Here is a 26,148-nt window from a genome sequence, read left to right as displayed (position 1 = left end):
CGCGCGAAGAACGCGCTGTTTGTCTGTGGCGCTCATCCCGGCAGTTATCACAGCTTGATCTCCCCGCGCTTTGCCCGGCTTAACAAAATCCCGTCCACCGCCCGCTCCAGTTTTTCGTCGTGCATGGCGATCAGCTTTTTGTTCATGTACGCCTCGCCGACAGCCAGGAGCTTTTGCCCCTCCTCGTCAATCACGGAAAGCCCCCGCGTTTGCGCCATCGCGTTGAGCGGCTCATAACTGCCGAGGAAATCACAGATCAAAAGCAGAATGGGGAAAGAAGGCCATTTATCCTTCGTTTCACAAAACCACATGTCCACGGTGGTCACCGCGATGGTCCGATCCAACCGCCAGGTCAGATAATCCGCGAGATTTGATCGGCTTTTATTTCGCCGCTTCATCAACCGCTGGATTTCCCCCATCACAAGTATCCCCGCCAGCGCGGCGCCATGCTCCGGTCCCGGCTCCACCCGGTTAAAGTCCAGCGCCGCCTGCCGGTCTAATTTTTTACTTTTCATAGACCTTGCCCGCCGGGGCAAAAAAAGGGAAAATGGCGGCGGTGAAAAAAATAGAGCGGCGAGGGAAACTGTGCTGACGATGCTGGCTATATATAGATGGATAAGCGATCATAGGGCGCAAAGACCCCCTTTTGCGATGGGGGCAAGCCAGCCAACCTTCATGAGGGCTTTGCCGACAAGATGAAAAAACGTCTTTCTCCGGAGCCTGTCCGCCCGCGCCTTCACCGCGCGGAATTGCAAATGCCGCCGTTCTCCGCCCCGCACAAGGAATTTGTGGCTCATGGCGAAAGCGATCAGGTATTTCTCCCGCATCTCCCCGTCGTCCATCATGGCCGCCTCAAAAAAGGAGATTGTCCTGGGAGGTTCTTTCAGCTCGCCGCTCATGAATGCGTGGACAAGGTTGGCCACCCATATTTTGTATTCCCTCGCCTTCGGCTGGCCGCTCTCGAAAACGATCAACTGAAGCCCAACCGGGGAATAGACCTCCTGTTCGGACTCCCGTTCGTAGGTGGAGTTGCCCCCCTTGCCAGTGGTGAGCTCTACCCTCAAATTGAGGGTAGAGCTCCAGCGCGGATCGCTGATGTGCGGATTCCGCGAAATAATATTGTCCACGGCCTTTTGCGGGTTCTCGTATTCCAGCCATTCGCCGATTGCCCGGCGGGTGAAATAGGGCTTGCCGTTTATCCAGCAGGCCTCCTGCAGGCGCTCCCCGTCGAAATCAAAAGCCCTCGGCGCAAGCGCCGCCTCCCCAGCCGCCGGACACATAATCATTTCCCTTCTCTCCACACTTCGCGGTATCTTTTACCGAGAACCCGTGCTATTTCCTTTTTGACTTTGCGTGATGTGCGCCGCCCGGAAATCACCATAGACACCATCGGCTGGGACACTCCGACCCGCCTGGATATTGTTAAAGGCCCCTCGCCTACGAGGATCAGCGCGGCTTTGATGTGCCTGGAGTCCATCGAATATACGCAGAAGTTATAATGTTAATCATTTAAAAGAAATTTAGCGTATATGTCAAGTGAAAAAAGCACTTACGAGGCTATGGGTATAAGAATTAAGAATTTGCGCGAATATTGTGCCCTCACTCAAAAAGAATTCGCCGCAAAACTTGGGGTGGCGCAAACAGTCATCTCTCGATACGAGCGCGGAACGATAGCTCCCCACCTGGACACCGTATTTCTGATGGTCAATTCATCCGGGTTGAAACCAAGTGGGCGATACATCAACTGGCTGCTTTCCGGTGAAAATGTATTTAACAATCACCAATGCGAAACGCTGGAGGAATTGATTTCATATGATGGTTCCCCGGTGGTCGCCGAAAAGCCCGCTGGTGCGAATTCGCCAGACTTTATAAAAATCCCCTTGCATGGCGTCTTCGCTTCCCTCGGTCCCGGTGCCATCGTGGATGAGGAACATATAATCGGCTGGCGCGCTTTTTCCCGCGAATGGCTTTCGGCGGAGCGGCTGGACGCTAAAAATCTCGCATGTATCGAGGCGCGGGGGGACAGCATGGACCCGGCGATAAAGGACCGGGACACGCTTTTGGTGGACACGTCCATCTCCGCCGTGGCCGATGATGCGATCTATATTTTGCAAAAGGACGGAACTCTGGTGGCCAAGCGGTTGCAAAAATTATATGACGGCAGTATATTGGTCAAATCGGAGAACCCGATATACAGCACGGAAACAGTTCCGCGCGAAGCGGCGGCGGACACCCTGCGGATCGTTGGCCGCGTGGTGGCGCTTATGAGGAGGATTTGAAAATGGCGGACAAGAGCGCTAGACCCATCGCCACATTAATATTTATTGTCATACTCGCAATAATGGGTTTGACAACATCACCCACCATATCGCATGCATCGGCGCGGCCGGAAAACGAAAAAAAACTTATATACAGTGAATTAATAGAAGCAAGGCAACAGGCCGGAAAACAGGCAGAAAAAGAATTTCCCATTCCATCTTCAAAGCGGGTGGGGGAATTAAAAGTCGGTCAAATAATCACTCTGTCATCTCCCAACACCCCGCTAATACAAACCCGTGGGAAACCGGCTAACCTGACAGAAGCCGTGATAAAAATGGAAAACACCGTGCAACTCCCGCCGGGGACAGCAATAAAAGTTCTACGCAAAGAGATTTATGAAAAGACCGATGCCAATACCAGCTACGATTATTGGATTGTGGTCATGGACGGGGTCAAGGGTTGGATTAAAAAAGCCGTTGGCATTAAAGGGTGGATTCCGAGCGAAGCAGTCGAATTCCAGCATCCTTATAATCCCTCGCTGGAAACATTAAAACAAAAACACGGTAAGCTTTTTTATGCTCTTTTGTCGGAGAGTGAAAAACGCCTCGAAACAAAATATAATTTGCAACCGACAGAGTTAAAGGCGATTGGAGACGAAGGATTTAAGAAACACTGGCCCCAGACAGGACTGCGCTGATCCTCGCCGTCGGCGTCAGAATAGCCGCATCACAATTATAATCATTGCCACCCAGAACAACAGCCGCGACCATACGCTCATAATGTCCTCCTGATATTATTTTACACCTTTCAGCGCCAACCGGATTCCCTCGCTGACGTTTCCATCCCCCAGTTTTTCCGCCGCCTCCATCGCCAGCGCGGCCATCAGCGGGCAGGGGCGGGCGGACACATCCGCGGGATCGGCGAGCCATGCCCGCAGAGTCCGCGGCGACACGCCAAGATACGCCGCCACCGCCTTATTGGTCATCCCGGATTTTTTCACCGCCGCCCGGAGCCGGGCGCGATTATTTTTTCCCGCCACGTTCCCCTTCCCGCATTTTCAGCCGCTGCGGCGCATCGTTCACATTTTGTTTTCATTTTCCTCCACTACCCTTATTGCATCTTCCGGCGTATCCGTAAGCGCCAAGTAGAGCGCGTTAGCCGCCCGCCGTTTTGTTTCGGCGGAATCCACCTCGATCCACGCGCCCCAACGCTGGCGCATGACGGCAAACTCCTTGCCGCCAAGCCGATCCCCGGACTTGCCGCGCAAAATAATCCCGATGCCGTAGCTACTATCCGGGTGATCCGCCGTCCAACGGAGTGTCTCCGGGCTTTTTTGCCGCAACCCCATCCGGGCGATTGCGGCAAGGCTGTCCGCCGGGAATCGCAGTTTTATTTTCATTTCCGGGTCTCCCACGGTTTGAGGCACGGGATGGCGTCCACGATCCGGTATTTCCCTGGCAAGCGGAGCCGCTCCCCGCCGCGCGCATAAACGATCACCAGTATATCCGCCCCATGATCCTCCACCGGGAGCAGACGATCCGATTGCTCCGCGCCCAAGTGGATGCAATAGGGATTGTTCGAGCCATCCTCAAACAATACCTCATACGCATCCCGCCGCTCCCGCTCCGGCCACGCCCCCCGCGAGATTATCACGAGGCGCGCCGTTGACATGGCGCCGATAGCCGGTTCCAACGGGGGCGGCACGAGCAACCGCGCCGCCCCGGCATTGAAGCTAAGATAGCAGTATCCAGCCCTCGCCGGATCGCTGTCCCAATAGTTCGTTCCCGAAACGGCGGCGCCGTCGTTTTGGAGAATTATCATCCCGCCCGCACCGGATCGAGGAAGCGATGTGTCCATGTTTTCCCCCTTTTTGTTGTTTGGCAATTGGTTCAAGCCCGCGTTGTATGTTGTATGCGGTCGCCGCCCGTTTGGCGGCCGCGTCATTTTTTGTTTTCGTTTTCCCCTCCTACACTACTGCCCCCCCTCCGAACAGCAACGCGAAAGTGTCGTCAAAAATATCCGGGATTGCACGATAGGCCGGGGTCAGCTTTATCAACCGCCAAGACCGGGGGCCGATTTCGGCGGTTGTCGCCGGCAGGAACCTCCACTCGTGGATAAGCCGCTCCAAATCGCGGGAGTAGAACACACCGCTGTCATTGGCGGCCACCTCTGCATTGGCGCTCACGCGGGCGGCCCGCCTGATCAACTTGTAAGCATCGCGGGATTGTGCCGGAGTTCCGGCGGCCAGCGCCACCAGGTGTTGATTAGATGTTTGACGGATATTGTGGCCGCTATGCGCGGCAATGTAATCCCGGCAAGCCCGCTCACAGGCTTGCTCGTCTTGACCCTCCATCTCCGTGATTTCGAACACAATTCGGCTGGCGCCGTAACTGTCCCCCACAAAATGGCAAGGAGCCTCCCCCAACTGCTGGTATAGACCTCTGTTGGGGGCGTAATAGACCAGATATGTAACGTGATGTTTTTGCATGAGACTGTTTCCCTGCCCCAAGTTTCCGCGAGGCGCCGGTTTGCGGTGATCCGCGCTATCTATAGATATAGTATGCGGCACAATGCGCCGCATGTCAATAGCGATTTTAATTTTTTTAAATTATTTTCACCCTCGAAATTTCCAACGTTTGGAAATTGTTTTCGCCTTTTGTTCACCCTCGAAATTTCCAACGTTTGGAAATTGTTTTCGCCTTTTGTTCACCCTCGAAATTTCCAACGTTTGGAAATTGTTTTCGCCTTTTGTTCACCCTCGAAATTTCCAACGTTTGGAAATTTGGGGCGGCGGTTCCCTCCCTCGCCGCCAATCGGGTACGGCCAAAAATAGCGCAAAATGGCCGAAGATTTTTTTCTCAATCCGCTGAAAAATATATGCAGGGTTTTTTGACGGGGCGGATATGGGATTAGCGGCGATTCCGGCGGATGTGGCTTTGAGCCTGATCACGGCGGCGGTGTCCATCATAGGCGCGATAGCCGTGGCCCGTGATCGGATCGGCCGCGTGCAGGAGGACCTTAAAAATATCCAGGCGCAGATATCCACGGCGCAGGAAAAAATGAACGCCTTCGCGCAGCGGGGCGCTGACGATTTGCGCGAATACGAGCATCGAGCGGATGAAAAATTTGTGACCACACGCGAATACTCCACAACCATCTCCGCGCTTTGGCGCCGCATCGAAAATCTGGAAGGAAAGACCGAATGACCGAATACAATCCCCGCTCCGCGCGGCGGCATATCCTCACGATCATCAACGATCTATTTGAGCACGCCGTGTCGGACAAGCAGGTGCGGGAAAGTCTTCGTGAATTTTCGCTCGATCTCTCCACCACCGACATCCGCCGGGAGTTTGCGTACCTCGCCGGCCTGGGCGCGGTGACCGTGGACAAAAACGAGGGGCACGACATGGAGACCTGCCGCATCACTCCGCATGGCGTGGATATCCTCACTGGCGCGGTTGAGGTGGACGGTGTGCGAACGGGGGATCCGCTCGCCGAAAATCTGTACCACAAAAAAGATTTACGGCGCGGTGTGCTGGCGCACCTGGCGGAGAAACCGGCGATATACGTTGAGGACGTGGACCTGGCGGAGCGTTTCGCCGAGGACGGCTTCGGCGCGGTGGAGCTTGCCGATGTGCAGTATCACCTCTGGTATCTGGCAGGCAAGACCCTTGTGACCCTCCGTGAGATACGTGTCGGCAAGGCAAATAACTACACCGCCAAAATCACGCCGGCCGGTGTGGACGTTTATCAGGGACTGAAGGCCGATGTGGGGATCACCGCCGATGCCAGCCGCTGAAGCCGCGCAGAGCGGCTATGACCGCTACACCGAGGCGTACACCCTGTACGTCCAGCAGGGATGGTCTTTGGAGTCGGTCAGCGAAAAAACGGGTGTGCCAATTTCTACGCTGAAAAGCTGGAGCGCGAAGGACGGATGGGCGCAGGACCAGCGCGATTTTAAGACTCTCGGGCAGAGCATCACGCGCGACCTGATCGTGTCGGCCAAAACTTTCGGCGACCAGGCGAAGCGCGGGGACAAACAGTCCGTATTCGCGCTCCTGAAAATCATGCGCGAACTTCGCCACGACGCGGACCCGAACACGATTATCACGGAGTTCGCCACGGCGCTTGTGACCATGCTGGAAAACGACGGCCACGCCGAAGCGGCCCAGCTTGTGGGCGCGTATCTGCAAAGGGCCGCCGAGAAAGTGACGGGCTGACAATGGCGAAAATGACGCGGGCGCAAAGGGACAAGGCTTTAAAAGCCATCGCGCGGAAGCGCCGCGCCGCCGCTCCCGCGTTCGAGGATGACACACCGGAGAAAAAGCGGGCGCGCAAGGCCGCCTGCGAGCGCGACGTGTTCCTTTTCGCCGACACGTACCTCCCGCATTACGTCACGGACGAAACGCCGGAATTTCATCGCGAGTGGAATGATCTTGCGGAGATAATCTGCAAACTCACGCTGGTCTGCGCGCCGCGCGGGCACGGAAAAAGCGCCGTGTTCTCGCTGATGAAAATATTACACTGGACGGCATACAACAAGCGGCTCCTTGCGATCCTCGCCAGCGACACGCAGACCCAGGCGGAAAACCTTTTGAGCTTCGTGGCCGAAGAACTGAAAAACAACGAGCGGCTGAAAAACGATTTCGGCGAGTTTTACCAGGACGGCAGTTGGGAGGCTTCCGAAATCGTCACGCGGCAGGGGGTGATGATCGTGGCGCGGGGCAAAGGCGCGAGCTTGCGCGGCCTTCGCAACGGCCCGCACAGGCCGGACGCGTTTGTCGGCGATGACATAGAAAACGACGAGGAACAGAAAAATCCCCGCCGGGTTGAAAAAACGCTGGACTGGGTTTTGCGTGTCGTCATCCCCGCGATGAATCCGAAAGGGTGGACGGGGGTGATCGTCGGCACATTGCTTTCCAAAAAGTCCGCCCTGGCGCGCTTGATGACGATGAAACAGGAAGGCTCCGAAGCGCCCCTGTACGTCACGCGGATTTACCGCGCCATCACGATTGAGGGCGAACCTCTTTTCCCCTCGCGCTTCACACTAGATTACCTGATAGACATCCGGACGCAGATCGGAAGCCGGGCGTTCAACGCCGAATATATGAACGATCCGAAAGACGACGAAGGGGCGTTCCGCGAGGAATGGATCCGCGAGGCGCGTGAAGACGGCGCCGCGATAGAGGCCATCGCGATTTACACGGACCCATCCATCGGCGAAACAAAAAAGAACGACTACAAGGCCACCGTGGCCGTCGGATCGGCTGGCGCCACGGCGCGTGTGCTCATGGCGCGCATCCGCAAGGAAAGCCTCTCCGCCTCCATCAACGGCGTGTTTGACATTTACGAGGCCCTGCGCGCGCTGTATCCGCACGCCTCGATTGACGTGGGCTTTGAGAGCAACGGATTTCAAAAACTTTTAAAGCGCGATTACGAGGAGATCGAAAAAGAACGCGGGGTGCGCCTGCCGCTCCGTATGATCGAGAACCACAGCAACAAAGAGGCGCGGATCGAAAGCCTCTCCCCGCTGATCGAAAGCGGGAAGCTGCTTTTCACCCGCAACCAGACGGACCAGGAAACGCTGATCGAGCAGCTGGTGTATTTCGGCTCGTCCACCGTGCATGACGACGGGCCGGACGCACTGGAGGCCGCCGTGCGGATATTGGACAGATTTAAATCCCGCCGCGCCGAATACTCCACCGTCTCCCGCCGCGCCAGCTATAACGCCGTGCGGGTGGAAAACGCGGGCGAACTTGCGGGAGTGGCGCTATGACCGCCGTGGCCGCAAAACCGAAAAAGAAAAAAAAGATAGCCCCGGTGGACACGCCCCAGGCCGTCGTCCCTTACTACAGCCATAACAGCATCGGGGTGATAAAGGCCACTCGGCTAAAGTCCGCCCTGGACGCTGGGGACTGCCACGCGGCGGGGGTGATCTTCACCGAGCTTGAACAGAAATACTACCACGCGATGGCGGAGATGCAGAACCGCGTGAGCCGCACCACCGGGCTTAAATGGAGCGTCACGCCGGCGGCGGTGGACGGCAAAGAGCCGGATGCGAAGGCGCGGGAAATCGCCGGATTCGTGGAAGCAAAAATAAAAGCGATTGAAAATTTCACGCCGTCGTTAAAAGCCCTCGTGTGGCAGGGGATAGGCTGCGGCGCCGCGTTGGGGGAAATATTCTGGATCCTTCGCGGAAGCGAAGTGGTGATCGAAAAAATAGACACGGTGAAACCGTTCCGCTGGTTCGCCTACATGGATATCACATCGCCGCAGACCCTTTTGGATTTCCCGCGCTGGCAGACGCGGGAAAACCCGACGGGGCTGGAACTGGACCGCGCCCGCTTTATTTATCACGCGCCGCTGGCGATATGGGATCACGCCGTGCAAAGCGGGCTGTATCGCTCGCTCTCCTGGCTGTACCTGTTCACGCAGATAGGGATCAAGGACTGGCTCACTCTGCTTGATCTTTACGCCGTGCCGATGCGCGTGGGCAAATACAAGCCCAGCACTCCCCAGGCGGACAGGGACGCGCTGAAAGCCGCCGTGCAGGGGATGGGTGTGGACGCGGCGGCGGTGATCAGCGATGACACCGCGATCGAAATATTGTCAAACTCCATCACGGGGACAGCGCCGCACAGCGCGTTTATAAGTTGGGCCGAATCGCTGGCAAGCAAGCGGATCACAAGCCAGACCCTTTCCGGTGACCAGCAGAAATCAAGCTCCTCGCTTGCGATGGCCCAGGTGCACGAGAACACCGTGAACATGGTGACGGACGAGGACGCCCGCGCGCTGGAAGCCACCATCATGCGCGATCTGGTGATACCACTGGTTGATTTTAACTACGGCCCGCAGGATGAATACCCCGCGTGGGCGATGGGCTCCGAGGAAGTGATCAACGTGGGCGTGGAACTTGACAATCTGCAAAAAGTAAAAAATCTTGGCTACGACGTGCCCGCCGATGTGGTGCAGAAAATCACCGGCTATGAAGTGACGCCCCGCGCCGCCGCGCCGGACATGCCGCAGGCGCCGCAACCGGGTGATCCGGCACAAGCCGCACAGCAAACACCAAACAGCCTGCGGGCGAACAGCCTGGCGGCGGCCAGCGCCTCCACCGTGGCCGCCGTGGACGAAATATTCAACGACGCGGAAGTGCGGCTGGCGCCGCAGGCATACGCGGAGCTATATGCGGATGTGGCGCGGCGCGTGGACGGCGAGGATATCCGCCCGATGACACCCGCCGAGATAGAGGGGAGCGGGATATACAAAGCGCTGCTTGCGATGTTCCTCACCGCCGCCGTGGCCGCCGAGGCGGTGGCGAAGGCGGAAGCGGCGGGGGCAATGGCAAAAGCGGTGACCGCGAATTCATTATGGGTCAACGCGCTGGATCATTCGTCCGTCCCAAAATCAGTGATCACCCCGGATGTGGCACGCGCCTGGTGGATAAACAAGCTTTCGTTGCCGGCGGAAGATTTCGACGCGCTCACCGCGCGGGAAAAGATGAGCGCATTCACCGTGGCGCAAAACGAAGATGTGGGAGCGATCCGGCGGTTAAAGGACCTTTTCACAAAAGCCCTCAACGATAAAAAAACGGAGTTGCTCACCTTCCGAGGCTGGCTGGCGGAAGCGGAGCAGACCGGCGTGGACTTTATAGACCGCGCCCACGCCGAAACGGTGTTCCGCACGAATCTCGCCAGCGCATACGAAGCCCAGCGCCATATGGCATACCAGGGGGAATACGTGGCGGACGTGTTTGAGGCGTACACGATCCACACCGCCGGGGACGAGAACACCTGCCCGATCTGCGGCGCGCTCTCCGGTGTGACGTTGCCGCGCGGGGACGCTTATTGGAAGACCCACTGGCCGCCCTTTCACTTTAACTGCCGTTGCACGGTGGCGCCGGTGAGCAAATATGAAAACTATTCCATCACCCGCCCGGACAAAAACATCAAGTACGCCGATGGATTCACCAACCCCGCGCTGGCCCGGTTCGGCGCGGTAAGCGATCCAGGGAGGAATTTCTGAACATGCTGGTTACATTATTATTAAATGTCTCAACGGAGATCGCCGACGGGCTTTTGCAGGAAACCGTGCTTGCCCCTTACGGCGAGCACCCGCACACGGCGGGGTTGCAGTTGGTGGACGCCCCTGCGGTGGAGAGAATGCTTGCCGCCATGTCCGCTGACGGTCGCGACGTTTGCGTGGATTACCTTCATAACAGCATCAAAAGTGATGATCCTCAAAAAGCGATCGCGGCGGGATGGGTGCTGTGGAACACGGCGAAAATCACGCCCGCCGGGCTCACTGCCACGATCAAATGGAACGACGACGCCGCCACGCTTATCAGGGACAAAAAATATAGGTTTCTTTCCCCGGTGTTCATGGCGAATGGGGGCGTAATCACAAAGCTTGTCAACCTGGGGTTGACCAATAATCCGAACATACCGGCGATGCCGCCGTTATCGAACCAGACTCAATTTTCAACGCAACAGGAGAAACCCAAAATGAAAGACCTTTTGAAGAAACTCGGCCTGGCCGAGACCGCAACGGAGGCGGACGCCATCGCCGCCGTGGAGAAGCTCCAGGCGAACAGCGCGGGCAGCGCCGGATTGCTGGCCAGACTGCAGGTGAACGATTTCACCGCCGCCACCGCCAGGCTCACGGAGCTCCTGGCCCCGCCCGCGTACAACCCGGCTGATGTGTCCGCGATGCAGGCGCGGATCACCGCGATGGAGTCCGCCGAAAAACAGCGCGGCGCGGAACTGCTGGTGAACGACGCGCTGGCAGCCGGGAAACTTACCCCCGCGCAGAAGGCGTGGGCGCTTGGCTACGCGGCGGAAAATCCGGAGGGATTTAGAGGCTACATAGCCAACGCCCAGGTGATCGTGCCGCTGGCCGCGTCGGGAGCGGACGGGAAAAAGGTGGCCGCCAACGCCGGCGTGGTGACCGACGAAGTGAAGCTGATCGCAAACCAGCTTGGGCTGAAACCCGAAGACCTGGCGAAGGTTTCGTAGGCGGGCAAGAAAAAAAACAAATAACGCAAACTGGAGAAAACGAAAATGGCTTTGACATCAGGGAAACAGATAACCAGAAAAGGGGACGATCTTTTCGCCGCGCCCGTTGCCGCCGCCGCGAAAATATATGAAGGGGCGCTGGTGAGCGCCAAGGCCACCGGCTATGCCGCCCCGGCCACGGACACGGCGGGGGAACACTTTCTTGGCGTGGCGCGCATCGAGGCGGACAACACCGGTGGAACCAACGGCGCCATCACCGTGGAGGGATACCGGGAGGACGTGCACGAGCTGACGGGCGCCGGGGCGATGACCCAGGCGGACGTGGGCGAGGACGCCTACGTGGTGGACGACGCCACTGTGGGGCGCGGCATCGCGGCCCAGCCGGTGAACGTCACCGGCGTTGTGTTAAAGCGCATCGCCACAAGCCGTGGCGGAACGCGCGCGCTTGCCTTCACCGCCGCAGGCACAACGCTCGGCTACGGCGGCGGCTCCGCCGTGAACGTTGGTGCGGGCGGGGAATTCGTTCTCACCGCCACGGACGGAGCGCAGATACTGGCGGTGGTAACCGCCGCGAACATCCCCAACGCGGACAAGAGCGACAACATCCAGCTGCGCCACGTGCGCGCGGGCAAGATCACCGGCTACGTGTCCGCCACGGAAGTGTGGGTGGACCTGGCGCGGTAACCAACAACCAAGAAATCACAACCAAGGAAACTAAAATGAAAAACCTGCTTTTGATAGTGATGGGGCTTTTCACCGCCGCCATCTACGCCCTGTGCGGCACGTGCCACGGCGGCTCGCCGCTTCCCCCGGCTGGCTTCGACTCGCTTCCGCTTATGCTGGGGCTTGTGGTCAACGGAGCCACACTGCAGACGCTATACCGTGGATTTAAACTCATTTTCCAGGGGGCCTTTGACAGCGTGACATCCGACCTCCCCAAACTGTGGACGGAAGTAAAGTCCACCACGGCGGGGGAGGAATACGCATGGATCGGTATGATGCCGAATATGCGGGAGTGGATCGGCGAGCGCGTGATAAAGAGCCTCGCCGCCGCCGGTTATTACCTGAAGAACAAAGATTTTGAACTGACCCTGGGCGTTCCGCGAAACAACATCCTGGACGACAACCTGGGGCTTTTCACCCCTCTCCTTGAAAGCCTGGCGCGGGCGGCAAAACTCCACCCGGCGGAGCTCCTGGCCGCGATCCTCAAGGCCGGGGAAACGAATTTGGCTTTCGACGGGAAACCGTTTTTCGCCACGGATCACCCGAACGGAGCACAGACCCCGTTCTCAAACCTGTTTGCCGCCACCGCGTTGACCGCCGATAACTACGGCGCGGTCCGCGCGGCGATGATGAGCTATATCAACGACGCCGGAAACCCGTTGGGGATCATCCCGGACACGCTGATCATACCGCCGCAGTTGGAGAAGGTGGCGCGGTCAATCCTCACCGCCGACGTGATCATCGGCGACGCCACGGCGGGCGGGTCGCAAAGCAACGTTTGGAAAAACTCCGCGAACCTTCTTCTCGCTCCGGAACTGGCGGACCATCCCACGGAGTGGTATGTGGCCTGCCTCAACCGCCCGCTCAAACCCTTTATCTACCAACTCCGCCAAGCGCCGGAATTCGTTTCGCTGACAGCCCCGGACGACGACAACGTGTTCATGCGGAAGGAATACCTATACGGCGTGGACTATCGGGGCAATGTGGGCTACGGCCTGCCGCACCTGATCGCCAAGGCCCGCGCCTGATAGGAGACGCATAACGCCATGAGCGGATTTTTAAAGTTTTCATACCCACTTGGCTATGGCGCCCGCCACGGCGCGCCGCAGCCGGTGGACTGCGTTTACCCGGCTGCCCTGTACCGGGACGTGACCCTGGCGAAATTCCGCGAGCAGGGCGTGGCCATCACACCCTGCGACGCGGATGGATCGCCGATCGTTTCCGCTGGAGACGCTTCGTCCTCGTCCGAAGCTGTCTCCGCCTCCGGGCCCCCATCCGCGTCGCCGCTGGATGGGGGCGTTATTTCCGGTGATGGTCCCGCGCCCGCCGAAGCTCCCGCAAAGGGCAAAGGCGGCTTTTTCAAACGCGGGGGGAAATAGCCGATGTACTGCGCGGTGACGGACGTAAAAGCGAAACTGGACACAACGTGGCTTTCCACGCTTGCGGCCAACGACGCGGGGACGGTGGACGATTCGATCATCACCGCCGCGATTGTTGCCGCCGACGCGGCGATAGACGCGTATGTCCGCGCATTTTACGCCGTCCCGCTTTCACCCGTCCCGTCCAGCGTGCGGGACATCTCCGCCACGCTGGCGGTGGGGAAACTTGTCCAGCGCAAGGGGCTGGACTTTGCAAACTGGCAGGCGGCGTGGGACGACGCGCTGGGCAAACTGAAACTGATCGCATCCGGGATTTTAAAGCTGGACGGGGTGGAGATGAAAGTGTACACCGCCGCCCCGTCCAACCCTGTGATAATCCCCGGCCGGAGAAACACCGGCGGCGACGCTTTGGACGGATTTTAAAAATGCTGGTGATAAAAATATCAGGGGACGCGCCGGGCAAACTTGCCGCCGCATCGGGGAAGCTGCGCGACCTCACTCCGGCCATGCGCGCCATCGGCGCGTTCGAGCTCGGCGCCACCCTGAAAACCTTTGGAAGCGAGGGCCGCCCGAACAAGTGGCCGGCGCTGGCCGAATCCACGGCCGCGTACAAGGCGAAGAAGAAAAAAACAAAAATGCTGATGATGAGCGGGATGTTGCGCCGGTCCATGACGGTGAAGGCCGGATCGCGGAAGGTGGACATCGGCTCGTCATTGCCGTATTCGGCGATCCACCAATTCGGCGGGGACGCGGGACGCGGGCATAAATCCAAAATCCCGGCGCGGCCATACCTGGTGGTGCTCGATGAGGACATCGCGGTGATAAATAAAATTATGGGCGACTATGTGAGAGGGGCGCTGGCGTGAGCGCAAAAGCCATTCTGCAAACGATCATCGCGGCGCTGGAACCGTTGAAGACCACCGCCGGGGTGAAGACCATCCGCGCATACGGCGGCGAACTGGCGAAGCTGGAAAGCGGCAAAGAGCCGCCAGCGCTTGCCCCAGCGATCCTCGGCGGCCTGCACCAGGACAGCATGGAGTATGTGGACCAGATCACGGACACCCGCCGGATGCGGTTTGTGTTTTTCCTCCTCACCGCCGACGCGGACCGGGGAGTGAAACGCGCTGAAAGCATGGCGGACCTGCTGGACGCTTTCCGCGGCGCGCTGCACAACCAAACTTTGGGAATGACTTTGACGGCCCCCATCAGGGTTGCCGAGTTTGAAATCATCGCCGACTCGCCGCTGTTTCTCGGCGCGGCAGTGTCGGTGGAAATCGAAACACTGGAACAGACAGGAGCTTAACATGACAATCTCACGCGCTCTCTCCTCCGCTTACAAATCGTTCGCCTCGCAGATCGAGTCCGCCTACGCAATCGGCGGGGACATAAACAACGCCACCATCGAACACGCGCTGGACGCCACCACCATAGACCTGCAGGAACGGGCAGACCTGGAAAACAAGGAAAGCGTGCCGGACGGCGTGGCCAACTCCCCTTTTAAAGGAAAACTCAATCCCGCGAAGTGGACGGCGGAATCACTCATCGGGCTGGCCTCCGGCCCGGCGACGAAGGCGAGCTTTGACGACCTGATCGAGTGCGCCATGCTCGGCGCGCCGTACCTCACCCCCGCCGGGGTGACCACACTGGCCGGGTCCACAAAAACCACGCTAAACGTGGGCGCGGCGCACGGGCTGTTGCTTGGGGACATAATAATGATCGGGATGGAGGCCGTGTCCGTCCGCGCGGCCGGCGCAAGCTCCGTCACGGTGGACCCGCCCCTTTCCGCCGCGCCGGGCAACGGCACGGCGATAAAACAACTCAAACAATATCCGCTGGACACGGCGTACAAAACGATGGTGCGCCACGCATACCGGGACCTGATGGCCATGCGCGCGGACGGCTGCACGGTGGGCAGCTTCAAATTGGATGTCCCCGGAAAAGAGCTGGCGAAAATGACCGCCAGCGGCGAGGCCGGGTATGTGACCACGATGCAGGCCACGCGGCTTGCCACCGCGATCAACACAAGCGTGGCCAGCGCCAGCGCGTCGTTCACCCCGGAACACAAAGGGTTCCTCGCGGTGGGGATGAGGATCAATATCGGCGCGGAAAAAAATGATCTGGTCACCGCCGTCAACGAGACCACCGGGGAGGTGACCATCATGCGGTCCAACGTGGGAGTGGCAACACATGCCATTGGCACGGAGATAACACCATACTGGCCCGCGCTTCCGGCGACGATCAAGACCGTGGCCCAGGGAAAATCCATGACCATCCGGATGCTGGAGCCGGGCGCCACGGACGCCGTGACTGCCCATGCGCTCAACTTCGCGTTCGAGATGAACACGGGGCTTTCCCAGTTCACCGACGAAAGCGGCTATGACGGACCTAGCGACGTGGACGTGGACAAAAAAACTGGCAAGATCACGGTCAAGACCATATTCCACCAGCCGGACTACACCCGCGTGGTGAACGCCGGGAAAGATGTGACGTTCAGCGTCATCTGCGTGATTGCCACTTCGGACAACGCCCACGGCCTGGTGTTTTATGCGAACAAGTGTTCGCTGAAAACGAAACTGGACACCAGCGGAAAAACGCTGAAGCACGACCTGGAATTTGCCATTGGGCGCAGCGTGGACGCGAGCGGGAACGACGTGATCAACGAGGCGTGGCGCATCGCGCGATTCTAAAATTACCAGCAACCATAAAATACGGAGGGCGGGAAAATGGGAGTGAACGGGCATAAGCGGCTGACCGGCGCGGAAGTTATCGCGATGTTCAAACGCGGCGAGATAAAGGCGGACATCCCGTGGACAGACAACGTGGTGATAACCGTGGTCCTCCCGCCGCCGGGGGAACTTAGGAAGCGCCTGGCCGCCGCGAAAAAGATGAGCGAGGCCGCGCCGGTTTCAATCTGGAAAGACCTTGCGGGAAAATCCGCGCCGGAGATCGAGGATCTCTTCAACGAGCGCCTGTTGCTCCAGGCGGCGCAGGACCTTGCGCTGGCGAACGCGGAAAACAAAATATACGCATCGTATGTGGAGGCCGCGCAGGATCGGCGCATATCAGATGACGGCGTCGCCCGGCTGTATCTCTCCTTTATCGCCGACACGGACTATATGGACGGGTTCGCCACCCAGCCGCAGGAGGCGGTGGTGGAATTTTCCACCGATCTGCTGGTGCATCTGATGGACCGGAATGACAACATCCGCAGGCTGATGATTTTCGCGGTGAACAATATCGTTGCGTACAACCGCACAAAGTCGGAGGCGGAGCTGGGAAACTTAAAAGGTTCGCCGAATACCACCTCGGCGGGCGCGGCCCCACCTGCGAAGAATGCGTTGACATCCACCGGGCAGACTCCGCCGCCCCCGGCGGAAGCCTCGGAGCCATCCCCGCAGACCGCGCCGAACGACTCTTCGAGTGGCTGAAAGAGGAAGCATGCGAAAACTGCGAGTGGTCCAGCCCCCGGCTCCGCGTGGAAAACATGGAGGCGTGGGAGATATGGACGAAGTTCGGCGAGCTGCTGTGGGACCGGTTCAGCGGGACGTTCCGGCTGGAAGCGGCGCAGGCGGCGCTGGCAAGCCGGGAGATAGACGACGGCGGGGGAACGCTGGAAAAAATCGTGCTGATAGCGAGGGTGGCGATGGAAATTTCCCGACAGCGGCGTAAGGACGGAGAGGGCAATGGCTGATCTGACGACGAAACTGACTGTCACGGCGGACGCGGACAGCGCGGAGAGCGCGCTAAAACGCCTCTCCGCGAACGTGGAAAGCCTTACCTCCACATTGTCGGAGATGGGGCATACCACCGCCGCATTTATCGCGGGCAGCCAACTAGCATCCTTTGCCGAGTCAGCCGCTATGGGCTTTGCGGACTACGAAAGGAAGCTGATCTCCGTCGCCGTTCTATCTGACGATGCAAAAGCCCGGATATCCGAATTCAAGTCCGGGATTCTGAAACTCTCCACCGAGACCGGCCAACCGCTTGACGCACTCACTGCAGGATTCTACGCCGCAAACCGTTCCGGCGTGGGGGCGGCTGACATGATGGGATATTTGAAAACGGCGGCTGATCTGTCCAGTGTAAGCGCGCTGGATATGGTCACCTCGGTGGACACACTTTCCACGGTCCTCAACGCATACGGCATCCCGGCGTCTAAAGCCACGGATGTTTCCGATCAGCTGTTTGCCTCCGTCCGCGAGGGGAAGCTGTCCGTGGGGGACCTGGGCAGGTCATTGGGGGTGATGGCCACTGAAATGCACAACGCCGGCGTGTCCACCGCCGAAATGTTCGCGGCGGTTTCTGTTGGCTCTCAAACGCTTGGTAATACGCAAAAGGCCCTCATAGGGGTGCGGAGCCTGATTGATTCTCTCACACGCGGCGGCGGTGAACTTTCCACGGTATATCAAAATCTTGGATATGACAGCGCCCAATCCGCCATAGAAAATGAGGGGCTCGCCAAAGTATTGCAGGCGGTGATGAACGCCACAGGCGGCACGCAGACCGGCCTGCAACGGCTATTGACCGATCAAAACGCCGTGAACATGGCGATGGTCCTGTCCAGAAATGGCGCGCAGGAGTATGCCGCCGCGCTGGCCAAAGTGAAAGACAGCGCCGGGGAGGTGGCCAAGGCTAACAAGGAGGTGGACGCATCGGCCAAAGAGATGTTCGACAAAATGGCCGCCTCCGCCAAGGTGGCCGCCACCAATATCGGCGAAGGGTTGCAGACCAGTTTTAAGGGCACGGTCACCGCAGTAAAGTCCGCGCTGGACGCGTTCAACGAATTGGACAGCGGCGAACGCGCGGCGGTGACCCAAGGCGCGGCGCTGGCCATCGGCGTCGGCGTGGCGACCGGAGCCGTCCTCAAGTTTGGCCCCTCCGTGGCCAAGGCCGCGGGGTACGTATCCGATCTTGTGATCTCCATGCGCGGGATGACCGCCGCTGAAGCGGCGGCGGCAAGCATGTATGGCTATGGCGCGGCTGTAACCGCCGCTGGAACGGCCACAACAGTCACCTCCGCCGCCGTGGCGGCCTGTATTGCCGAGATAGTGTTATTGCCAGTGGTGGTGGGCGCCGCGATCTATGCAATAAATGAGTGGTTTAACGCGACGGAAACCGCCCGCGTGGCCGAGGAAAATCTTGCGATTGCCAAGGCGACAAACACGAAAAAAATCCGTGAAAAAGTCCAGGCGATGGCCGAGGAAGGCGCCGTCCATAAAAGCCTTGCGTCTTTGGTTCAGCTAGGAATCGTTTCGGAAGAAAAAGCCGCCGCCGTAAAAGAAACCGCCGCGCAGGCGGCGCTAAAAAACGTGGCGGCGCTCAAACAGGAATACGACTGGAGATCAAAACTTCTCCCCGCTCAAAAAGCTCTGGATCAATCACTTCAATCATCCCTCGCCTCCGAGTTTGAAAAAATAAACCTGGAGCTTAAAAAAAATCTGGAAACGGCCGGAGCCAGCGCCCAGCTAAAGGCGGAGGCATATGCGGACGCGGCGAAAAAGATAAAGGGCATCATCACGGATTTGACGCTCGCCGCCGAAACGGATCCTTTCAAAAAGCTGGAGACGGAATACCAGCGGGATATGGACAAATACAAAGGGAACGCCACCGCCAAAGCGCTGATCGACACTGAATACACAAACAAGAAAAATGAACTGGCCGCCGCGTCCGCGAAAGTGGTGGAAGCGTCCGCGATGGAAACGAAGACGCTGGCGCTGGACGCGGCGCAATACGACCTGAACCTGCAGGCGGAAAAACTGAAAAAGGACGCGGAGGCCAACACCCTGCGGCTGGAGGATGTAAAAAACTATTCGGAGGCGTACAAGGCATATGTGGACGCCCGGATATCCTACGAGCTGGACAAGGAAGTGGCGGCGCTGGCGGAAAAGCTGAAAGACGCGGCCCTTTCCGACGAGGCGCGGATCGCGCTGGCCGAGGATTCCGCCGCGAAGCAGGAACTCATCATCAAAAAAGGGGCGGACACCTATAAATCCGGGATGAAGACGGTGGAAGAGGCTGTCGCCGCCGCGCAGAAAAAACAGGATGATTTCTGGAAATCGTTTGAGCTTAACGCCGCCTCGATCCAGAAACTCAACGAGACCGCGTGGACGAATATCCGGGACAACATCAAGTCCGCGATTGAGAGCGGAAAACTGGACCTGCAAAGCCTGCTGGATGTGTTCAAAAATATCGCGGCGGAAATGGCGGCCAACGCCATCACACTCAACATCGCCGCGAGCCTCGGATTTACAAGCGCCGGCGGCGGCGCTCTGGGCTCCATCACATCCGCGATAAGCGGCGGATCATCGTCCGCCAATGGCTCCACCACCACGGTCATTCCCACATCATTCTCCGGTCTGTCCACCACGCTGTTCGGTGACGCCGCCGGTGGGGCCGACACGTTCCAAGGGCTCATCGGTGTGGGCGGGGACGCCAGCATTTACGGCTCCGCCGCTGGCTATGCGGGGGTGGGCGCGGCGGGATCGTATGCCGGGCAATATCTGGCCGGGCAGATGGGCGCGAATCAAGATATAACTCAAGGATCATCGATGCTCGGCGGAGCCGCCGCCGGGGCTGCGGTGGGTTCTGTGGTGCCGGTAGTGGGGACCATCGCCGGAGCGGTTCTTGGCGGAGTGATTGGATATTTATCAGGGCCCGGATTCGGCGGCGGCGTGGACAACGCCCCGCAGACCGTTTACGGCACATCCGCGCTGGAATCACAAGGCTCCGCCGGGCTGGCGCAGATCGGCGGGCTGTTCTCCTCGCAATCGCAGTCAGGCAACAAAGAAGGCGCCGCGTTTGTGCTCCAGTCGTTCGATGATATCAACGACCGGATAATACAAACCACCGGGCTTACGGATCATCTCGACGCGCAATGGCAGACCGTGTCCGACAGCTATTACGCGGCCGGGACGGCCGTGCAGGATTACGGCCTCGCTTCCGATCAGGCCAACAAGGCCCTCGGGGACACGATAACAACGACGCTCGATTTCGCCGAGGCGATGACCGGCGCCGGACAGGCGGGGAGCGAGTGGACAAGCGCCGCGTTGCAATCAGCCGCGTCCCTGGCCACGGAGCTCAATCCGGCCACGGAGGAAGGGCGCGCGCAGATGGCGGCGCTGGCCGCGCAGTCCGCCGATCTTGCCATCGAAATAGGGCTGACGGGGCAAGCCTCCGCCCAGGCGGCGACGGACGCGGTGAGCCTGGCCACGGCGTTAAACCAGGACACGGTGAACGTCAACAGCGCCATCAGCGCGTTCGACACGCTGATAAATTCCCTGGCGGTGGTGGACTCCCGCATGAGCGGGCTGACAGAAGCGTCCAACGGGCTGACGCTGGCGCAGGACATTTTAAACAACAACACCATGTTCTCCGCCGAACAGGTGCAGACGGCAAGCCAGGCGTGGTCTGCGTTGACGGACATCCAGGCCCAGCAAAAAGATATACAGGACCAACTGCAGGACCCCAACCTGGGGATCGACAAGATCACCGAGTTGCAGACGCAATACGCCGCGCTGAACGAATCGGCGAAAAATTACGAGAACGTCCTGGCGAATATCAGCGGCGCCACCGGAGCGGCGGCCACTGACGCAACCACCGCCGCCACGGACACGGGCGCGGCCACGGAGACCTCCGGCAAGCAGGCGGACGCGGCGAGCAAACAGTTTGACGGCTATACCACAAGCCTTGGCGCCACGGCAAGCCAGGCGGACATCACCACCGGCAAAGTGTCCGCCCTGAACTCCGCCTTGGCGGCGCTTCCGTCCGGCGTTGGCGTCGCAATCACGTATTCGCCGCCGGTGGCTTCCGCCGCCAGCGGGGAATGGTTTGTCCCCGCCGATGACAAACCGTACAACCTGCACTATGGCGAATCGGTGCTCACCGCAAATGACGCCGCGACGTGGCGCAACGCGGTCTCTTCCGGCGTGTGGGGCGCGATGAAAACCGGCTATCTCCCCACAGCCTCCGGTAACCCGGCACAAAACAGCCAGACGGTGAATTCAAGCCAGACGTTGAGTTTCACTATCAACGCGGCTCCGGGGCAGAGCGCGCAAGAGATCGCCGACGCGGTGATGAAAACAATACAACGCGAAAGCGAACGCGGGGCGCGGGTCATCTCGGACAAAGGCATCTACAGGAGGCCCGCGTAAATGCCGACCGCGAACTGGCTCGCCGCCGCCGCCAGCGTTTCCGCCCGGCCCATATTCGTTTTCCAGATGCCGGAAGTGGGGATGTATTTTTCGTCCGACGGCGCACACTTTCCCATTGGGTTCGCCGCCGGAGCATCGGAGCCGTATCACGCGGACCTGATCGCCGAAGGGGGATTCCCCACGATAAAGCGCTCCATCCGCGACATATATTCCGGGCGGGTGGTGGTGACGCTCGGCTCGATCAAGATCGCCGACGCGGGTGAGTTTGACGCCGCAATCGGCGACCACACCGTGACCCTGCGCGGGAAAAAACTGAATGGATGGATCACATACCCTCGCCTGGCGCCGGAGGACGCGGTGCAATTTTTGACGGCGCGCGTGCAGGACGCGGATTTTTCCGACGCGAAAACACTGACCCTGAACATCACCGACGCGGCGGTGGAAGAGGCGGAAGCGGCGCGGCTTGCCGCATACTCATACACCGCCGCAAACCTGGGCACGCTGGTAAAAAATGCCTTAACGGCCGCCGGGGTGGCATATCCGGCGGGCTATGACACAGCAAAATGGAACGCATGGACCGCAAGCGGAAAACCGGGCGCTTTCACCGTCACCGGCTCTTACAGCGACGGAGATATATGGAGCGTGCTGGACGCGCTGCTGGCGGACACGCATTCATGGTACGGGTTTGACCGCACGGGGCTTTTTGTGATCGAACAGTTCGCCGACCTTACCGGGACCCCCGCCGCCGATTACGATTTGAGCGATCCGAACGACGTGTTTGCGTGGCCGGGGATGAAACTTATCACCCCCGTATTCCGCAAGCAGACCGTGAAATATAACGCCGGCGCGTCCAGTGTGACGAAGACCGCGAACGTTCTCACATCCGATCCGTGGTGGCCGACGGCGCAGGACGGCTCCGGCGTGGACGCGGGGATCACCAACGTGACGGACGCAACCAGCCTGGCAACGGCGCGGCTAACCTTGCTTTGCCACGAACACGCGCAGATCGGGACGATATCGGATTTCCGCTTTTGTTCCGCCAACATCGGGCAGACGGTGAAGATGCCGGCCGGGGACAAAAACCTGCCGGGTATCCCGCCGCAATACCACCGGATCATCGAGATCGAAGAGGACCCTAACACCGTGGGCGGCGTGAAGATTGCGCTGTGGACGGACCTTGGGGGGCCGGGGATAGTATGACTATCGCCACGCTGAAACGAACGCGGATATTGCCGACGAACCACACCCTGCAGGCTGTGAGCGCAACGTGCGCCCCGGCTCCGCTCTCCGGCTATGATGCGGCCAACCTAAAAAATCCGGCGCGGACAAAACTTTGCAAAGTGGCCGGGACCACGATGACGCTGAATATCCGGCTTAACGGCGTGCCGTCCGTGGCCGCGCTGGCCGTGTGTGGCGGTGAACCGATGCGCGGCATCGGCTACTCGGTGAACGCCACTATCCGCGCGTGGGGGAACGACGTGGCGGCGGATTGGACAAACGCAAAGTATGACACAGGCGAAATCCCCGCGTATCCCCCGGCTGGCAGCTTCGGAGCCGGGCTTTTCGGCGATAATGCGATGGGGGGATATATCAGCCCCTCCACATCCCGCTGGTGGCGCCCGGTGTTCATCCTGTTTTTCGCGGAAGTACAGGCATATGAGTACTGGCAGATACAGATCAACGATCCACTGGGCGACGGGTACATCTCCATCGGCATAGTAGGGCTGTGCTCCGTGGTGGAGCTGGCGCGCAATATCACCGACGGCTGGAGCCACACCCCGGTGGACACGACACAGGCCGAACGCACCACGGGCGGGGGGATTAAGACCACGCGGCCGGGCGTGAGGTACGTCGAGATGTCCGCGAATGTCAAAGGCTACCCCACGGCGGAGATGTGGAGCCTGTCACACATGTTCATGATTTTGGGCGAGACCACGCCGTGCTTTGTGGCATTTCATCCAGATGACGAAGTCAACTCGCCGTGGACAACGCTATACGGGACGCTTAAATATTCCGGCCTGACGCGCCCGGCGAACAACTTAAACGATTTCGCTCTGACGCTAAAAGAGCAACCGACACTTCCAGCGAGCTAAGGAGAGCACAAACATGAAAAGGATTCTAACGTTTATCATCGCCGCACTGGCGGCGGGGTCCCTTGCCGGGGCTTACGATTACGGCTCCACCCCCAAACTCACGTTGCCGAAGACCGGGGAAGGAAGCTGGGGGCCAAAGATCGAGGACTCGTTCAAAAAGCTCGCTGACTTCAATTCCTCCTTCGCGAATCCGGACGGGACACTGAAGGCGACGGCAACGGCCACACCGTGGCAATCCGTCACCTCCACGGTGACTTACGTTTCCACCACGCAGCTCTCGGTGAACTCATCACTGGCGGCGTATTTTGAGACCGGGCGGAAAGCGTGGGTGACACAGTCCGTCCAGGCGATCGGTGTGGTGACTGGGACATCCACGGTCGGCGGAGTGACCACGGTGACCCTGGGGAATATCGTCCAATACACCGACAACGCCACACCCGCCACGCTGTCGGACCCGATAACAAGCGTGTCGGTGAGCATGGTGACGCCGCGCTCTGCGACGCTGGGGAACACTGTGGGCGGGGGATATTCGGGGCTGTTGATAGCCAACAACACCACAAATCCCTCCTACCAGATGGGCATTTCCGCGTCCGAAATCACACTGGACGACGGGACGTATTACAAAAATTATCATTCAGTCGCCGTCACTGCGGACATCACCGCCGCCGGCGCGAACGGGAGGGACACGGGAAGCGAAGCGGCATCCACATGGTATTACATCTGGATCATCGGGAAAGCGGACGGCACTGTGGCCTCGCTCCTGTCCACGTCCTCCACCGCGCCCGCGATGCCATCCGGCTATACGTACAAACGACGCGTTGGGGCGATTTACAACGACGCTTCGTCCAATTTCTGGCGTACACTGCAGACTGACAATACGGTTCGTACCACCCACGCGTTCAATACCGGCGTATATTTGTCCGCCGGGACGGCGACCACATACACACTGCTGACGCCCATCGCGCCACCCACCTCGCGGCTGATAACTGTACAATTCCAGACCGGCGGCGCCACGTCCACCGGCTATTTCACGTTTTCCCTTGACGGCGCCACGGACACTTTTATTCAAAGCATCATCTCGTATTTCGGAGTGATTCAAATCCCGCTGAACACCTCCGGCCAGCATTATTACAAGAGAGCCTCCGGCACGGACAATCTCTATCTGTATGTCATCGGGTGGGTCGACAATCTTTAGGAGACGCGATGAAAACAACAATGGCCCTTTTAATTATTCTTTCCACGTCCAGCGCATACGCCGCGCAAGGACGCGTGGACGCATCGACTGGCGAAATTCTTTCTGTCGGTGAGGGAAAATATTCCACTGACTCGGTGGACGTGACGGTGGTGAATGTGAACCCCGCCGCGATCACGGAGGCGCTGGACCACTACAAATATGATTTTGCGTCCGCCGCGATCCGCCGGAAGCCGGACGCGGAATTGCTCCCGCTGCTGAAGGCGGCGGCGCAACGCGAACGCGAAACGGCGGTGGCGGGGATCATCGGCAGGGAGGACATCCACCCCACGTGGGACGCGGTGACCACGCTCTACGGCGTGCTCGGCGAGATGCTTGCGGACATGCAGGGGGTGATGGACGCCATCGCCACCGACCCTAATTCCTCCGCCACAAAAAGCGCCATCGGCGCGTTCAAAACAAAATGGACACCAATCATGGGAGTCCCCCAGGCGCTCAAGCGGGACCTCCCCTACGCGCTGAAACATTTGGAAAACTCCACCCCGGTGCTGGCGGAGAGCAACACACGCGCGGCGAGGATCGAGGCGGCAACAACGCCAGAAGCGGTGGAGGCCGAGCGCGCTAAGCCGTGGCCCGCGCCATCGAAAGGGCGCAAGAAAATACAAGAGGAGCTTGGGCGCTAAAATGAAAATCCAAAAGTACGCGGACATCCGGGATCAACTGCAGACCGGCGACAAGCTTTTGTGCGCCGGGGTGAACCTGGTGTCCCGCAGGATTGAGGCGATCACCGATTCGCCATACTCCCACATCGCCGGAGTGTGGGTGACGCACGGCCGTGTGATGGAGTTTGAGGCGATCTCACAAGGGGCAACACTTCGGCCACTGTCGCTGATGGCCCACGAGGGATACAAATATATTTCCGTCCACAGGATCGGCGCAGCGTTCACGCCGCAATTTAATGGTGACAAATACGTCACGGCCATGCTCGACCTTCTCGGAAAAGAATATGGCTATTCCACAATCAATAAAATCTGGTGGAAAGAGCGTTTAAAAATCCCGGCGGTCATGGTGGACGATCCGGGCATCACATCGGTGATCTGTTCGCAATACCAAAGCCTGGGGGATCAGGCGGCGGGGATTGACCCGAGCGACAAACCCGCGCAGCTGACCTATCCGTCCGATTTCATGGAAGGGCGGTGCAAATACTACGGGGAAGTATTTAGGTTTAAATTCTGATGGAAAAAAAACATTCGCCGAGGCGCTGACAGCGGAACTTATCGCAGGATCGCTGAAAGTCCCGCTTGCCAATGTGGAGAAAAACTGGCCGGCGATATGCGC

General features: G+C 59.1%; 29 protein-coding genes. 23 read left to right on the top strand and 6 right to left on the bottom strand.

From position 1 onward, the window contains the following. Positions 1-47: 47 nt before the first annotated feature. Together HZB29_09895 and HZB29_09890 are read right to left on the bottom strand one after the other, a co-directional pair. Positions 48-515 carry a hypothetical protein gene (locus tag HZB29_09895; GenBank protein MBI5815908.1) on the bottom strand — a complete coding sequence of 156 codons (468 nt, stop codon included), beginning with the start codon at positions 513-515 and terminating at the stop codon, positions 48-50. A gap of 108 nt (positions 516-623) precedes the next feature. After that, positions 624-1,280, bottom strand: a complete 657-nt coding sequence (locus tag HZB29_09890) for a hypothetical protein (protein ID MBI5815907.1) — start codon at positions 1,278-1,280, stop codon at positions 624-626. 279 nt (positions 1,281-1,559) lie between these two features. On the opposite strand from HZB29_09890, the gene HZB29_09885 reads away from it, so the two are divergent. Then, complete coding sequence (locus HZB29_09885; protein MBI5815906.1) at positions 1,560-2,279, top strand: LexA family transcriptional regulator; 720 nt, start codon at positions 1,560-1,562, stop codon at positions 2,277-2,279. 2 nt (positions 2,280-2,281) lie between these two features. Further along, a complete protein-coding gene (locus tag HZB29_09880) occupies positions 2,282-2,956 on the top strand; it encodes a hypothetical protein (GenBank protein ID MBI5815905.1) in 675 nt (224 codons plus the stop codon). Between the two features lie 96 nt (positions 2,957-3,052). Here HZB29_09880 and HZB29_09875 read toward each other — a convergent pair whose 3' ends face one another. The 4 genes from HZB29_09875 to HZB29_09860 form a co-directional block, all read right to left on the bottom strand. Continuing rightward, entirely contained in the window at positions 3,053-3,298 is a 246-nt protein-coding gene (locus HZB29_09875) for a helix-turn-helix transcriptional regulator (protein ID MBI5815904.1), read from the bottom strand. 39 nt (positions 3,299-3,337) lie between these two features. Further along, a complete protein-coding gene (locus HZB29_09870; GenBank protein MBI5815903.1) occupies positions 3,338-3,658 on the bottom strand; it encodes a hypothetical protein in 321 nt (106 codons plus the stop codon). Next, on the bottom strand, positions 3,655-4,080 hold the full coding sequence (locus tag HZB29_09865; protein ID MBI5815902.1) for a hypothetical protein: 426 nt from the start codon (positions 4,078-4,080) through the stop codon (positions 3,655-3,657). Before HZB29_09865 ends, HZB29_09870 begins: the two co-directional genes overlap by 4 nt. A 145-nt stretch (positions 4,081-4,225) precedes the next feature. After that, positions 4,226-4,747, bottom strand: coding sequence for a hypothetical protein (locus HZB29_09860; GenBank protein MBI5815901.1), 522 nt, complete (start codon positions 4,745-4,747; stop codon positions 4,226-4,228). Between the two features lie 415 nt (positions 4,748-5,162). Between HZB29_09860 and HZB29_09855 the strand changes: the two genes are divergently transcribed. From HZB29_09855 to HZB29_09755, 21 genes are all read left to right on the top strand, one after another. After that, a complete protein-coding gene (locus tag HZB29_09855; protein ID MBI5815900.1) occupies positions 5,163-5,465 on the top strand; it encodes a hypothetical protein in 303 nt (100 codons plus the stop codon). After that, positions 5,462-6,058 (top strand): hypothetical protein, encoded by a 597-nt coding sequence (locus HZB29_09850; GenBank protein MBI5815899.1) that lies wholly within the window; start codon positions 5,462-5,464, stop codon positions 6,056-6,058. The genes HZB29_09855 and HZB29_09850 overlap by 4 nt, the downstream gene beginning before the upstream one ends. Further along, positions 6,045-6,479 carry a hypothetical protein gene (locus HZB29_09845; protein ID MBI5815898.1) on the top strand — a complete coding sequence of 145 codons (435 nt, stop codon included), beginning with the start codon at positions 6,045-6,047 and terminating at the stop codon, positions 6,477-6,479. Before HZB29_09850 ends, HZB29_09845 begins: the two co-directional genes overlap by 14 nt. Before the next feature lie 2 nt (positions 6,480-6,481). Then, complete coding sequence (gene terL / locus HZB29_09840) at positions 6,482-8,035, top strand: phage terminase large subunit (GenBank protein ID MBI5815897.1); 1,554 nt, start codon at positions 6,482-6,484, stop codon at positions 8,033-8,035. Then, on the top strand, positions 8,032-10,284 hold the full coding sequence (locus HZB29_09835) for a DUF935 family protein (GenBank protein ID MBI5815896.1): 2,253 nt from the start codon (positions 8,032-8,034) through the stop codon (positions 10,282-10,284). Before terL ends, HZB29_09835 begins: the two co-directional genes overlap by 4 nt. A gap of 2 nt (positions 10,285-10,286) precedes the next feature. Further along, complete coding sequence (locus tag HZB29_09830; protein ID MBI5815895.1) at positions 10,287-11,273, top strand: hypothetical protein; 987 nt, start codon at positions 10,287-10,289, stop codon at positions 11,271-11,273. Between the two features lie 45 nt (positions 11,274-11,318). After that, entirely contained in the window at positions 11,319-11,957 is a 639-nt protein-coding gene (locus tag HZB29_09825) for a hypothetical protein (GenBank protein ID MBI5815894.1), read from the top strand. A gap of 152 nt (positions 11,958-12,109) precedes the next feature. After that, a complete protein-coding gene (locus HZB29_09820; protein MBI5815893.1) occupies positions 12,110-13,024 on the top strand; it encodes a Mu-like prophage major head subunit gpT family protein in 915 nt (304 codons plus the stop codon). A gap of 18 nt (positions 13,025-13,042) precedes the next feature. Then, positions 13,043-13,375 carry a hypothetical protein gene (locus HZB29_09815; protein ID MBI5815892.1) on the top strand — a complete coding sequence of 111 codons (333 nt, stop codon included), beginning with the start codon at positions 13,043-13,045 and terminating at the stop codon, positions 13,373-13,375. A gap of 3 nt (positions 13,376-13,378) precedes the next feature. Further along, complete coding sequence (locus HZB29_09810) at positions 13,379-13,798, top strand: DUF1320 family protein (protein ID MBI5815891.1); 420 nt, start codon at positions 13,379-13,381, stop codon at positions 13,796-13,798. 2 nt (positions 13,799-13,800) lie between these two features. Further along, on the top strand, positions 13,801-14,241 hold the full coding sequence (locus tag HZB29_09805; protein ID MBI5815890.1) for a phage virion morphogenesis protein: 441 nt from the start codon (positions 13,801-13,803) through the stop codon (positions 14,239-14,241). Then, on the top strand, positions 14,238-14,678 hold the full coding sequence (locus HZB29_09800; protein ID MBI5815889.1) for a hypothetical protein: 441 nt from the start codon (positions 14,238-14,240) through the stop codon (positions 14,676-14,678). Before HZB29_09805 ends, HZB29_09800 begins: the two co-directional genes overlap by 4 nt. Position 14,679: 1 nt before the next feature. After that, entirely contained in the window at positions 14,680-16,062 is a 1,383-nt protein-coding gene (locus HZB29_09795; GenBank protein MBI5815888.1) for a hypothetical protein, read from the top strand. A 36-nt stretch (positions 16,063-16,098) separates the two neighbouring features. Beyond that, on the top strand, positions 16,099-16,803 hold the full coding sequence (locus tag HZB29_09790) for a hypothetical protein (protein ID MBI5815887.1): 705 nt from the start codon (positions 16,099-16,101) through the stop codon (positions 16,801-16,803). Between the two features lie 47 nt (positions 16,804-16,850). Further along, entirely contained in the window at positions 16,851-17,066 is a 216-nt protein-coding gene (locus HZB29_09785) for a hypothetical protein (protein MBI5815886.1), read from the top strand. Then, on the top strand, positions 17,059-21,525 hold the full coding sequence (locus HZB29_09780; protein MBI5815885.1) for a phage tail tape measure protein: 4,467 nt from the start codon (positions 17,059-17,061) through the stop codon (positions 21,523-21,525). Before HZB29_09785 ends, HZB29_09780 begins: the two co-directional genes overlap by 8 nt. Beyond that, entirely contained in the window at positions 21,526-22,725 is a 1,200-nt protein-coding gene (locus HZB29_09775) for a hypothetical protein (protein MBI5815884.1), read from the top strand. Beyond that, positions 22,722-23,618: a hypothetical protein gene (locus HZB29_09770; protein MBI5815883.1), complete on the top strand. Its 897-nt coding sequence runs from the start codon at positions 22,722-22,724 to the stop codon at positions 23,616-23,618. The genes HZB29_09775 and HZB29_09770 overlap by 4 nt, the downstream gene beginning before the upstream one ends. A gap of 13 nt (positions 23,619-23,631) precedes the next feature. After that, a complete protein-coding gene (locus tag HZB29_09765; GenBank protein MBI5815882.1) occupies positions 23,632-24,813 on the top strand; it encodes a hypothetical protein in 1,182 nt (393 codons plus the stop codon). Between the two features lie 8 nt (positions 24,814-24,821). Then, on the top strand, positions 24,822-25,493 hold the full coding sequence (locus HZB29_09760; protein ID MBI5815881.1) for a hypothetical protein: 672 nt from the start codon (positions 24,822-24,824) through the stop codon (positions 25,491-25,493). 1 nt (position 25,494) lies between these two features. Next, complete coding sequence (locus tag HZB29_09755) at positions 25,495-26,046, top strand: hypothetical protein (GenBank protein ID MBI5815880.1); 552 nt, start codon at positions 25,495-25,497, stop codon at positions 26,044-26,046. Positions 26,047-26,148 lie beyond the last annotated feature (102 nt).

It is taken from the genome of Nitrospinota bacterium, assembly GCA_016235255.1.
In the GTDB taxonomy this organism is placed as follows: Bacteria; Nitrospinota_A; UBA7883; order UBA7883; family JACRLM01; genus JACRLM01.
The sequence above is the reverse complement of the archived record's forward strand: the minus strand, read 5'-3'. Positions and strand labels throughout refer to the sequence as shown.